This window comes from Synechococcus sp. BA-124 BA4, assembly GCF_034931165.1.
Genome location: NZ_JAYGIA010000065.1, coordinates 14,798 through 26,528, shown reverse-complemented (window position 1 = coordinate 26,528; position 11,731 = coordinate 14,798). Strand labels below are relative to the sequence as shown.

Sequence of the window (11,731 nt, the reverse complement as noted above, 5' to 3'; positions counted from 1 at the left end):
CCCGGATACAGGAAACCACCGCTGCCCGGAGGCCGCGGTGGTTCGAGGGTCGTGACGCGGACTGGAGCTCGAAGTGAGGGGGCTGGGTGCTTTGAAGCTCAGCGGTCGCTGGAACGGGAGACACGAACCGGGACGAGCACTGGCTGCATCATGCCGCCCCCTCCGTTGTCGTCGTCGGAATCGGTGGTCAGCCAGAAGGCGAGGCCGAAGAGCGCGAGAACGCCGGAGACAAGCAGCAGTTCAGCCATCGTTCAGGCGCGGAGTGACCATAAGCTAGCCAGATTTCCTGGCCGTGCTGTGGCCAATGCTGCGTTCGGGTGGCATGTCCAACGGCCTGGACAGGGGTGGATGCGGCGGCTTCCATCCGTGGCGGAGCATCTGGACCTCTGGCGGTGAACTGCTTGTGGAGCTTTGTGCCCGTGTTGGTAGCCCGGAGGGAGTAGGGAGCAACCTCGGCACCCCTGGGCGACTGGAGATCGGGAGCCAGTGGTCGGGTCGTGAGGGTAGTGGAGAAGGTGGTGTGTGCAAGCCGGAGGCGCCCAGGTGGATCCGGAGGAATCGATCGGGCTTGATCAAGAGTTCTGGCTGACTGAAACGCCGGGATGACCCTTGAACAGAATCCATGATTCTCGGAAGCCCTGACTGGAATTGAACGGAATCGTGGGGTGGGGGTGTACTGGACCTGACCAGTGTGCAATTCAGGCAAACCCCCGGCCTGCATCCTTGGCCACGCAGGCCTGGAGCTGGCGGCGCAGACGGTTGTGATCCAGATCCTTGCCGATCAGCACCAACTGGTTCTTGCGTTCACCCGTCCAGTCACTGTCGTCGATCGAGAAACGCTTGCCGGCCAGATGGAAGACATGACGTCGTTCACTTTCGTTGAACCAGAGAATACCCTTGGCTCTGAAGACTTCCGTGGGCAGCTGATTGTCGAGAAAATTCTGAAACTTGCGTAAGGCGAAAGGCCCGTCGCTGGAGAAGGAGAGCGAGGTGAAGCCCTCGATGGCGAGATGGTCGGCCGGATGCTCGCCGGAGTCGGCGTGGTGGGCATGATCGTGCCCGTGGTGGCTGTGGTCGTGGTGACCATGGTCGTGGCCGGTGTCATGACTGCAGTGGCCATGCTCGTGGTCACAGTCCCCATGGTCGAGAGCCGCTGTTTCCACGCCCTTCTCCCCAGCCGCTGGGATGGCCTCGCCAGTGGCCACCACCCGGTCGGATTCGAACAGGCCCACGCTCAGCAACAGAGGCAGAGCCACGTCGCCCTTCACCGATCGCAGGATGCGGGCATCCGGTTTGAGATTGCGCAGAAGGCCTTCCAGCTGCAGCAGTCTGGGCTCAGGGACCAGATCACACTTGTTGAGCATCAGGATGTCGCCGTAAATCACCTGAGCGCGCCCCACTTCACTCTCGAGGCTACTCTCTTCGAAGTTCTCGGCATCGATCAGGGTGATGATCGAATCCAGGCGGGTGCTGTCACGCAGCTCACTGCCCAGGAAGGTCATCGCCACCGGGAGGGGATCGGCGAGACCGGTGGTTTCCACCACCAGATAATCCACGGGCTCCGGGCGCGCCAGGATCCGCTCCACCGCTTCCAGCAACTCCCCGTTGATCGAGCAGCAGATGCAGCCGTTGCTGAGCTCCACCATGTCTTCGCCTGTGGCGATGATCAGGTCGTTGTCGATGCCGATCTCACCGAACTCATTGACCAGAACAGCGGTTTTCAGTCCGCTCTGATTGCTGAGGATGTGGTTGAGCAGGGTGGTTTTGCCGGCACCGAGGAAGCCTGTGAGGATCGTCACCGGCAGGCTGGCCGTCATGGCGTCTTGGCTCGTGGCTGGGTTGGTTGCTGTGCTGGTCATGGAGTCAGGGATGCCGCCGGAGGGGAACGCCGCCCGTGCGAGGTGCGCTCGCTGCAGTCTGACGCCTGGCTTCGAGCCGTGGACAGGGCTGGCCGGTGGCGTCCTCAGAACTGAAAGCTGGTCTTCAAGAGTCCCCCCAGCTGGCTGAAGCTCTGCCCTGACGGAGTGTCCTGTCCCAGGGGTCGGCTCAGGTAGAACACGGCTGGAGTGACCGAGATGGCGTCGCTCAGCTGAACCTTGAACCACCACTCCCAGGTGAAGGTCTGATCCTGGGGCGTCTCTCCACCCTTCAGGGCGGTGGCGAACACCGGCTGACCGACCGCCAGGCCCAGGGCATTCCCCTTGGCGATCACGTCGCTCCACTGGAGCCCCACCATCCAGGACTGGCTCGTGGTCAGGGCACCATCATCCTGAGAGTCGTCGTAGGAGGTGGAGTTGAGGCCCCAGCCGGCGCTGATCGAGGGGATCCAGCCGGAAGCGGCAGGCTGCCAGTAGCCACTCAGGCCGAAGGCGTTGGTGCGGCTGCCGGGCGTTGCAGTGGCGCTGCCGGTGAAGGGTGTGGTGCCAGGCACCTCCACGCCGCTCTGCAGATGGGAATAGATGGCCGCCAGAGCCCACTGCTCCTGGGCATAGCCGATCTGGACTGTCCCCGTGCCCGCGGAGGAGCTGGTGCCGATCCCCCCCAGGTTCGGGTTGCCGACGTTGCCGTTGGCGGCCACGTAGCTCCCGCTGATGCTCCAGCCGTTGCTCTGCCACCAGAGGCCGGCGCCGGGGCCAAGGTTTTTGTTGTAGGCCGCCGGCGCTCCGTTGAGGGTGAGCACATTCAGGATGGTGTCGGACGGATACACGCTGGGCCAGAGGGCGAGCATGTCCTCCTGGCCGACGCGGCCGCCGATGGTGGCGGTGAATCCCCTGCCGATCGGAACCTGGTAGTACAGCTTGTCGATGCCGAGGGAATCGGGGCCGGAGGCTTCCTGGAAGGCGATCTCCAGGCTGGAGAGGCTTCCGGTGGGCCCAGCCCCGCCAAAGGCCGAGTCGCCGAAGTTGCCGGCCCGCAGGATCGTGCGCAGCAGGTCCTTGCCGGTGAAGCTGGTGTCGAGGGTGAGTTGCAGGTCATAGGAGAAGGTGGTGGCCCCCACCTCGGCCCGGGCCGCGTTGACGGCCTCGCCAGCGCTGCCGCTGAAGGCATTGGCCCCCACCACGAAGGTGGCCAGGCCGCTGAGCCTGGTGGTGGTGGAGAACTGATTGGCCTCCAGTTCACCGACCTTGGCCTCGAGGTTGTCGACGCGGCCGCGCAGGATGGCGAGTTCCTCCTCGAACTCCTTGAGCAGACGGCGCAGCTCGTCGGTCACTTCGGTGATCCGATCGAGGCAGGCGTTCAGCAGAGCGGCGGCTTCCCAGCGGCTCAGCGGCTTCTTGCCACGGAAGGTGCCATCGGGATAGCCGGCGACGCAGCCGTAGCGCTCGATCAGGTTCGAGAGCGCCTGATAGGCCCACTCGGTGGGCTGCACGTCGGAGAACTGAGTGATGCTGGTGACCTGATCCTGGCTGGGCCTGCCGGTGCCGCCGGCATAGCGCCCGATGCCCTCGAGGTCGAGCTCAGTGGCCGTGGCGGCTGAGGGTGTCAGCAGCAGCCAAGGCCAGAGTGCTATGGCGGCAGGGACAACGGCCCAGCGCAGAAGTCCTGGAGTCAGGGGGGCGGTGGCCATGCCGGAGTGAGGAGCAGAAGTGGAATGATAACCATTGTCAGTTGTGGGGTTGACCCTCAGAGCGCCTGGATCAAGGCCTGCACCTGATCGGGTGCCTTGATCGGCCGGCCAGGGGGCATCGGCGAGGGCCACACCGGCAGCAACGCGTCCAGGGTGGTCCTCACCTTGGCGTTCAGCTCTGGATCCCTGGCCTGCAGGGTCGTCGCCATCTCCTGGTGGAGCTGATCGGCATAACGAACGAACCCGCGGGAATCCTGGTACTCCACGGTTTCGGCAAAGCGGCCATCGGTGATCGCCGCCGCATATTCACTGCCAGCGGCCTCGAGCAACTGCCGGATCACGGCCACAACGAAGCTGGAATCCAGGCGCTCCTGCTCAGGAATGGCCTGCAGGGCCCTATCGATCTGCTGTTGTGCGTTCTTGAAAGCGGCGTCGGTCTGGGGTGAGGTCGGAGCCGACTGAACCAGGTCCAGAAGTGTGGTGAGCTGCTGTTTGAACGGAGGAACCCCCCTCGCCATCAAGGCCGGCTCGAGATCTCCATAGAGCTCGTCGACAGGATGGCCGATGTGCTGCTCAGCCGCCTTGTAATCCTTGAGCTGCATCAGTTCACTGGCGGCCAGGAGATGCCCCTTCATCATGCCGAGCACGGCGGCGTAGCTGATGGGATCCTCGATCCCCTGACCACCTTCCCCGCCCTCACCTCCTTCCCCGGCCTGATGGTGTGGGGCGTGGGCTCCTCCTCCACGGTCACTGCCCGACGTGAGGAGAGGACCCCCGCAGGCCACGGACAGTGAGGCGGTTGTGGCGACAGAAAGAAAGAGAGAAAGGGTGCGGCGCCTGTCAATCACGAGGGTCTCGGCTTGCTCGCCCCATCGTGATGGTGAGCCGGTGGTCCAACCGATCAGATGAGACGGGCCCCAGTGACCAAAGTCACAGGCCGCCGGGCACAACGCGGAAGTGACCCATGCAGCCACGCTCGGCGATCTGATCCTGATGGGGATGAAACATGTAGAGGCCTGGATCGCGGTAGGTGAACTCCAGGATATGGCGCTCGGCCATTCCCATCGTGATCACGTCGGTGATGTCATCGCGACTGGTGGAGAAGCCACCTCTGAACACGTCGAAGAGGTTGGCATGCAGATGAAAGGTCAACGGACCATCCCACTCCACCATGTTCAGGAGATAGAGGCGAACCCGTTGTCCCTGGACGATGGTGATGGGTTGATCGCGATACAGATTGGGACGGCCATTGAAGGCATAGAGATCGTTGCGGCCCCGGCCCTTGAGGTCATAACCACCCATCACCAGCACCATCTCGTCAGCCGCTGGACGGGGGGACGGGGGATCCACAATCAGCAGCCCGTAGAGACCCTTGCTCACATGGCGCGTCACCGGCGCCACATGACAGTGGTAGGGGTACAGGCCGAAGGATTCCGCGTCGAATTCGTAGACCGTGCTGCCACCGCGGCGCACCGGGCGGATGCCATCCATATCCGCCGGGTGGACACCGTGGAAGTGAAGGCTGTGGGAGGTGCTGTCCTCGTTGCGGAAGCGGATGCGCAATCGGTCACCGGCCCGGGCGCGCAGGGTGGGCCCCGGCACCCGACCGTTCACGGCCCAGGCCTTGAAGGTCACCGCCGGGTTGAGCTGCAGCAGGGTGGTGCTGGCCGTGAGATCGAACTCACGCACCCGGCGGCCGTTCTCCCAGAGAACACGGCCTGCCTCGAACTCCCGCAATCCGCCCGGCGCCGGCGGCTGCGGCGTGGCTGCGTTCTCCGTCCAGCCGGGGGAGCCACCTCGTCGCAGCAGCAGTCCCCCCAGCCCAACACCCAGGGCGGCGGCGCCGAGCGGCAGCAGCTCACGCCGCCTCCAAAGGCGCTGGGGTCCTGAATCCGGTGGGGAGGCCATGGCGAGGAACGGCCCACTCATCCTCGGCCCACCACAGACTCCAGGTGGTGTGACCAATGGCACCCGGGCGGGTCTCAACTGATCCGCGCCCAGGCCTGAATCAGGGACTCGCCGCCCTTGCGGTCGCAGCGGCCACCCCAGCCCTCGACGATTGTGCAGGTGTTGCGCACAAGGGTGGCCATCAGGCTGAGCGGACCATCGGGGCCCATCGCCAGACCATCGGCGGCCAGGGGCACCGGGGCGATCGGCACGCCGCTGAGTTCACTGATGCGCTGGAGGGCCCTGGCCGGAGGGGTCTGCTCGGCGAACAGCCGAGGCGTGGAGCCGGCCTTGAGAGCCTCGATCACCTGGCGGAATCCTTCCGGCCGCAGTGCATCGCTGCTGCTGGTGGCATCCACCAGAGGCATCTCCTCGAGGCCGTAGGTCCGGGCCAGGCTGGCAAAGGCGCGGTGGCTGCTGGCCAGAGGAGGCCAGGGCCTGGGAAGGGTGCTGAACTGGATCCGGTTCCAGCCATCGAGGCGGCCGAGCTGCTCGGCCATCGCCCGGGAACGCCGCTGGATGGCCTCGGCTGCGGGGGGATCGAGGCGGCTGAGCTGGCTCGCGATCACCACCGCCATGGCTGCAGCCTGACGCGGGTCGTGCCACACATGGGGGTCGAAGTCACCGTGGTCATGTCCAGCCCCGTGGTCGTGGTCGCCGGCGGGATGGCCGTCGGCCGGCGTGAGCCTGAGGGGCTGGGGCACGGCTTGCTCGGACACGGCCACCGCTCCAGGCAGGGGCTCCAGGGCAGGGGTGAGGCCGAAGCCACTGATCAGCAGCAGGCTGGCGCCGGTGATCTGGGCCTTCTGGTCAGGTCTGATCCGAAAGTCGTGGGGATCATCGGCGGGTTGCAGCAGGCAGCTCACGGCCAGCTTGCCGGCGGCCAGCCTCTGGGTGAGATCGCAGAGCACACCATCGGCGGCCACCACCTGAGGCTGGCCGGGGGGCTGGCCCGCGGGGGCTGAGCCGCCCGGTCCCTGGCCGCAGGCCTGCAGTGAGAGCCAGAGTCCGCCGCAGACCAGGAGCAGAGCCGGGATGTTCGGGTTGCGAGGGCGGTCAAACCGGAATCCGGAGAGCTGCACCAAGGGCCACAGGCAGAGACCGGAAACGATAACAGTTCTCATTTCTGCCGCTGCCTTCCGCGGGCCCGACAGCTGGATCACCTCTCGCTTCTCGGTAGGTTGCCTCTACGTTCTGCCGCTGCCGGCGCCGATGGCCCTCGAGGCTCGTCATCTCAGCGTGCGCCGTGGAGAGGGGCTGGCCCTGGAGGACATCAGCTTTCGGCTCGAGCCCGGCACGCTCACCGCCCTGGTGGGGCCCAATGGCGCCGGCAAGAGCACCCTGCTCCAGGCGATCGAAGGCCAGATCCCCCTGGTCTCCGGTGAACTTCTGCTCGATGGTGAGCCGCTCACCCCCCGTCTGGCCCGGCGCCAGCTGGCCTTGATGCCCCAGCGGGGTGAGATTGCCTGGCAGTTCCCGATCAGCGTGCGTGAGCTGGTGGGCCTCGGCCGGCTGATGTCGGCCCGGCCCGGCTGCTGCGCCGTGGAGGCGGCCCTGCAGCGGGTTGGGATCGATGGCCTGGCCTCACGCCGCCTCGATCAGCTTTCCGGCGGCCAGCAGCAACGGGCCCTGCTGGCCCGCCTGCTGGTGCAGCCCGCCTCGGTGCTGCTGCTGGACGAACCCTGCGCGGCAATCGATCCTCCCTCCCGTACCCAGCTGCTGCAGGTGATGGGCCAGTTAAGAGATGCCGGCTTCACCCTGCTGGTGAGCAGCCACGACTGGGGCCATGATCTCGACGCGTATGACCGCGTGCTGGTCATCGACCGCCGGCTCCTGGCCGATGGCCCCCCGGCTTCGGTGCGTCACTCGCTGGGGGACCTGCGACTGGGGAACCATTGCTGCGGCTGATGCGTGAGTCCTCAGGGGTCCGCCGTGGCGGATTGGCGGCAGCTGGAGCAGCGGCCGAAGTATTCCAGGGTGTGAAAGAGCAGCTCGAAGCCATGGGCCGCCTCGGGTTGGGGCTGGATGCCATGCATCGGACAGTGATCCAGAGGCAGCGTCAGGCCGCAGGACACGCAGGTGAGGTGGTGGGTGTCCCGCTCCCGGGGGGCATAGAGGGCCTCGCCGCTGGGGAGGTGGCGGCAGCGGGCCAGTCCCAGGCGCTGGAGCTGGCGCAGGTGCCGGTAGACCGTGGCCAGCCCGATCGGCTGGCCGTTGAGACGCAGGCGCTGATGCAGGTCCTGCCCGGAGAGCTCCTCGGGGCTCTCGCGCAACATCGCCAGGACGCTCACCTGTTTGGCGTTGAGTTGCTGGGTGGCCGCCTCGGAATCCATCGGTGTCTGTTCGGGCCCCTGGCCGGGATCTTATGCAGACCGGCCCCGTTCTTTCGCCCAGTGGCAGCCCGATGAGCGCGAGCTGGTGGATACTGCCACTGGCCCTGGCCTTGCTCAGCGGCCTGCTCTGCCCCCTGGCGGGCACCCTTCTGCTGGTGCAGGGGCGACTGTTCCAGGCCAACCTCATCTCCCATGCGGTGCTGCCCGGTCTGGCGGTGGCGCTGGCGCTGGGCCTCGATCCAGGTCTGGGTGGTGTGGTGAGCGGGGTGGCTGGCGCCCTGCTGGCGGAGCGGTTCAGCCGGCCCGCCAGCTCCGGCGGCCGTGGCGATGAGGCGGTGCTGAACACGGTGCTGGCCGGATTTCTGGGTCTTGGGGTGCTGCTGATTCCGCTGCTGCGCATCCGGGTGAACCTCGAAGCCGTGCTCTTCGGTGATCTGCTCGCGGCTGGACTACCGGATCTGCTGCGCACCGGCCTGTCGCTGTTGGCGGTGCTGGTGCTGCTGGCGTTCCGCTACCGCCAGCTGGTGTTTCTCGGTGTGGACCCTCTGGGGGCAGCCAGCTCCGGGCTGGCGGTGGGACGCCTGCGCCTGCTGCTCACCCTTGTGACCGCCCTGACGGTGGTGAGCGCGATGACAGCCGTGGGGGTGGTTCTGGTGATTGCTTTGATGGGGGCGCCGGCTCTGCTGGCCCTGGAGGGGGCGATCAGCCTGCGCCAGGCTCTGCTGCGGGGGGCGCTGATCGGTTCCTTGCTGGCCGGCAGTGGCTTTCTGCTGGCGATCCAGCCAGCCATCAACCTGCCTCCCGGGCCCCTGATCGGCGTGCTGAGCCTGCTGCTGCTGCCCCTGGTGCTGCACCGCCGAGGGTCAGCCCGGTGAGAGCCAGCTCACCTGTCGCACCGGACCCTTGAGAAGGGTCAGCTCCAGGCTGGTGGCATCGATCAGGGCAGCCTGGGGTTCCGCTCGGGAGGTGCCCGGCGCCGGTTTTGAGCTTTGCAGGGGTCGCAGGGCCAGCAGCAAGCGGTCGGTGGTGGGGTCGTAGCTCAGGCCGGTGCCCGGCTCCAGTTCCCAGCCCTCCAGGCGTTGCCGCCGTTCGCCGCCCCCGCGGCGGAGGGCGAGGATGGTTAGCTCGGGCCGCTCGATTCCATCGAGCAGCAGGGCCCAGACCCGCTCGCCTCCCCTGGAGCAGGCACTGGCCAGCAGAGCCTCCGGCCCCAGCCAGAGGGTTCTGGGCGCCTGGGCCGGCTCCACCAGCTCCAGGGAGCGGCGGAAGTCGGGCCAGTGGCGGCTGAGCAGGGCCCGGCCCGCGACGGGGCAGAAACTGCTGAGATCGCGGCTGCCCGGCAGCAGTTGGCGGCGCTCCGGACGTGGGGGAAGGGTCCTCAGCGCCAGGCCATCGGCCTCGGGCACCACCAGCGCTCCCCCCTGGGGCACCAGGGCAATCGGCCCGCGGGGGTCCAGCTCCAGACGGCGACGGCTGCCGTTGCGCTCCCACAGCACCACCTCCTCCTGCGGGGGCTCAGGCCCCTGGGCCTGGGCGGCCGCCTGCACCAGCAGATCGCCGCTGGCGTTGCTGCTCAAATTGGCGAACACAAAGCTCTCGGAACTGAAGGCTTCCAGGGCCCCAACCTGGGCTGGAGCCAGTTCGCTGGAGCGTGGGGCCAGGTGCCGGCGCTTCAGTTCGAGCTTCCAGACCCGATGGCCCCCCTGCAGGTCGCGGCTGACGACTCCAAGACCCGAGCCATCGCCGAGGGCCACGGTCTGGGGGATGGAGGGCCATACGGGAGTCAGGGGCCTCCAGGCCCCCCCGGCTGTGCGAAGTCGCACCTGCTCGCCTCCGGGCACGGGCACCACGGCCAGCAGATCGGGGCGGGGATCCCAGAACCAGCGCTGGGGGGGAAGGGACAGCCCCCGCTGGTCGCGCCCCTCCAGCCGCAACTGCAGGGGTTCTTCAATGCGGGTCCCGACGGCGGGCAGCAGCAGCAGCGGATTGCCCTCCCCCTGGATGCTGAAGGGCAGGGGCGGTTGCAGCTGGCTGCTCGTGGCCACGCTGGGAGCCCGCATCGGCCGACTGAAGCGCAAGCTCAGAGCCGCCGGTCCGGAGCTGGCGCTGGCCTGGCGCAGCTCCAGCAGGCGTGGGGGCCGGTGCCAGAGCAGTTGCTGCTGCAGCAGAGCCACGGCCACAGCGACGATCAGCATCACTCTCAGGCGCTTCTGCCGGCGCCACCAGTGCAGTGGAGACACCCTCATGGCTCCAGCGGTTGGCGGGGCCTGGGGATCGGCTCCACCCGCCGGGCTTCCACCACGCTGCGTTGGCGGCCTCCCACCGATTCGCTCACCATCACCCCCTCCAGGCGCAGCCACTGGTCAGCCCGGGGGCTGGGCTGACCGGCGGGCCAGCGCACCGGCAGCCCCACCGGCACGGCATCCACCAGGCAACAGCGCACCAGCAGACGGGCGAGGTGAGGGTCCTCACCGGGCACCGGCAGCACAAAGCCGCTGATCCGCACCGCATCTCCGGCGTAGAGATCCGGATCCGGATCGCTGCGCAGCAGGCGCACCCAGTCGGTGAGGCTGCGCTGGGCGGGGGGGAGCACGAAGCTCAGGCCGGGCTCCTCCAGCAGGTTGGCCTGGCGGTTGGCGGCCAGACCGGAGAAGGAGGGGCGGGGGGGCAGGACCATCACCGCCAGTGCCGCACCGATGCTCAGCAGAGAAGTCATGCGCCCGCTCCTGCGGCTGTCGTTCCGCCAGCGGCCGCTCATCTCCACCGCGGCCAGCAGCAGCAGCAGGATCCCGCTGCCCCAAACGAGTGGATGAAAGACCGACCTCAGGAGCAGATCGAGGCGTCCGCTCAGGGCGCTCTGCAGCAGCGCGAGGCCCCAAAGGCCCAGAGCCAGGGCCTTGAGCCGTTGATGGCTCAGAGCAGGACCAGATTGACCCATTGACCGATCAGCAAGACCACCAGGGACGCCGCCCCGGCCGTGAGCAGGATGGCGCGCGGCCGCAGCAGGATGCCGAACAGACCCACCAGCTTGAGGTCCATCACCGGCCCCAGCAGCAGGAAGGCCAGCACCGCCCCGGGGGTGACCTGAGCCGCAAATCCCAGGGCCAGAAAGGCATCCACGCTGGAGCACACGGACACCACCAGGCTGAGCAGCATCAGGCTCAGGATCGAGAGGGTGGGGGCGCCCCCCACCGCGATCAGCCACTGGCGGGGCACGAGGGTCTGAACCAGGGCGGCGATGGCACAACCCATCACCAACAGCAGGGCCAGCTCCAGAAACTCGCTGCCGCCGTGGGAGAGCACCTGGCCGAGGGGGGGGCGGCGGCTCGATCCCAGCACGGCTGGTGTGGAGCCGCTGGCCGGAGCACCGATCAGGCCACTGCGCCGCTCCAGCAGGGTCACCTCCCCGAGGGGCTGACTCAGACGCCGCTCCTCCAGCAGGGCTGGCTGCAACAGCTGACTTTCAGGCAGGAACCGCAGCAGCGTGGCCAGAGTCACGGCGATCAGCACGGCCCCCAGGGGCCGTGCTGCCAGGAGCCAGGGCTGATCAGGAAAGGCGGCCCAGGTGCTGGCCAGCACGATCGGATTGAGCACCGGAGCCGCGAACAGAAACCCCAGGGCGGTGGCGATCGGTGCCCCTTTCACCAGGAGATGCCGCGCCATGGGCACGTTGCCGCATTCGCAGGCGGGCAGGGCAAAGCCCAGGGCCGCGCCGCTCAGGGGGCCCAGCAGCGGGTGGGCTGGCAGGGCCCGCACCCACTGCCCTCCGGGGCTGATCCAGCGGGCCAGACTGGAGAGAGCCACCCCGATCAGCAGAAAGGGCATCGCCTCCACCAGCAAGGCCTGGAACAGCGCCCAGGTGGTGGCCAGCCGCTCCACACCC

General features: G+C 67.5%; 13 protein-coding genes. 3 read left to right on the top strand and 10 right to left on the bottom strand.

Annotated elements, in window-relative coordinates:
* Positions 1-98: 98 nt before the first annotated feature.
* From VB734_RS07235 to VB734_RS07220, 4 genes are all read right to left on the bottom strand, one after another.
* Complete coding sequence (locus VB734_RS07235) at positions 99-248, bottom strand: hypothetical protein (protein WP_197164322.1); 150 nt, start codon at positions 246-248, stop codon at positions 99-101.
* Positions 249-698: 450 nt separating this feature from the next.
* A complete protein-coding gene (locus tag VB734_RS07230) occupies positions 699-1,859 on the bottom strand; it encodes a CobW family GTP-binding protein (protein WP_197164324.1) in 1,161 nt (386 codons plus the stop codon).
* A gap of 104 nt (positions 1,860-1,963) precedes the next feature.
* Positions 1,964-3,568 (bottom strand): iron uptake porin, encoded by a 1,605-nt coding sequence (locus VB734_RS07225; protein ID WP_322781459.1) that lies wholly within the window; start codon positions 3,566-3,568, stop codon positions 1,964-1,966.
* A 56-nt stretch (positions 3,569-3,624) separates the two neighbouring features.
* Positions 3,625-4,203, bottom strand: coding sequence for a hypothetical protein (locus VB734_RS07220; protein ID WP_322781460.1), 579 nt, complete (start codon positions 4,201-4,203; stop codon positions 3,625-3,627).
* On the opposite strand from VB734_RS07220, the gene VB734_RS07215 reads away from it, so the two are divergent.
* Positions 4,192-4,362, top strand: coding sequence for a hypothetical protein (locus VB734_RS07215; RefSeq protein WP_197164332.1), 171 nt, complete (start codon positions 4,192-4,194; stop codon positions 4,360-4,362). The genes VB734_RS07220 and VB734_RS07215 overlap by 12 nt on opposite strands.
* Positions 4,363-4,498: 136 nt before the next feature.
* Here VB734_RS07215 and VB734_RS07210 read toward each other — a convergent pair whose 3' ends face one another.
* Together VB734_RS07210 and VB734_RS07205 are read right to left on the bottom strand one after the other, a co-directional pair.
* Positions 4,499-5,476 carry a multicopper oxidase domain-containing protein gene (locus tag VB734_RS07210; RefSeq protein WP_231594739.1) on the bottom strand — a complete coding sequence of 326 codons (978 nt, stop codon included), beginning with the start codon at positions 5,474-5,476 and terminating at the stop codon, positions 4,499-4,501.
* Positions 5,477-5,550: 74 nt separating this feature from the next.
* Entirely contained in the window at positions 5,551-6,597 is a 1,047-nt protein-coding gene (locus VB734_RS07205) for a metal ABC transporter substrate-binding protein (RefSeq protein ID WP_231595012.1), read from the bottom strand.
* Between the two features lie 130 nt (positions 6,598-6,727).
* Here VB734_RS07205 and VB734_RS07200 point away from each other — a divergent pair, with 130 nt between their 5' ends.
* Positions 6,728-7,423 carry a metal ABC transporter ATP-binding protein gene (locus tag VB734_RS07200; RefSeq protein ID WP_197164346.1) on the top strand — a complete coding sequence of 232 codons (696 nt, stop codon included), beginning with the start codon at positions 6,728-6,730 and terminating at the stop codon, positions 7,421-7,423.
* 11 nt (positions 7,424-7,434) lie between these two features.
* Here VB734_RS07200 and VB734_RS07195 read toward each other — a convergent pair whose 3' ends face one another.
* Positions 7,435-7,848 (bottom strand): transcriptional repressor, encoded by a 414-nt coding sequence (locus tag VB734_RS07195; RefSeq protein WP_322781461.1) that lies wholly within the window; start codon positions 7,846-7,848, stop codon positions 7,435-7,437.
* A gap of 71 nt (positions 7,849-7,919) precedes the next feature.
* Between VB734_RS07195 and VB734_RS07190 the strand changes: the two genes are divergently transcribed.
* On the top strand, positions 7,920-8,723 hold the full coding sequence (locus tag VB734_RS07190; protein WP_197164348.1) for a metal ABC transporter permease: 804 nt from the start codon (positions 7,920-7,922) through the stop codon (positions 8,721-8,723).
* Here VB734_RS07190 and VB734_RS07185 read toward each other — a convergent pair.
* Genes VB734_RS07185 through VB734_RS07175 form a run of 3 tightly spaced genes read right to left on the bottom strand, consistent with a single transcriptional unit; the run spans position 8,712 to position 11,727 of the window.
* Positions 8,712-10,094, bottom strand: a complete 1,383-nt coding sequence (locus tag VB734_RS07185; RefSeq protein ID WP_197164349.1) for a hypothetical protein — start codon at positions 10,092-10,094, stop codon at positions 8,712-8,714. The two genes, VB734_RS07190 and VB734_RS07185, sit on opposite strands and share 12 nt — an antisense overlap.
* Complete coding sequence (locus tag VB734_RS07180; RefSeq protein ID WP_197164351.1) at positions 10,091-10,786, bottom strand: TIGR03943 family putative permease subunit; 696 nt, start codon at positions 10,784-10,786, stop codon at positions 10,091-10,093. The genes VB734_RS07185 and VB734_RS07180 overlap by 4 nt, the downstream gene beginning before the upstream one ends.
* Entirely contained in the window at positions 10,762-11,727 is a 966-nt protein-coding gene (locus VB734_RS07175) for a permease (protein ID WP_197166878.1), read from the bottom strand. The genes VB734_RS07180 and VB734_RS07175 overlap by 25 nt, the downstream gene beginning before the upstream one ends.
* Positions 11,728-11,731 lie beyond the last annotated feature (4 nt).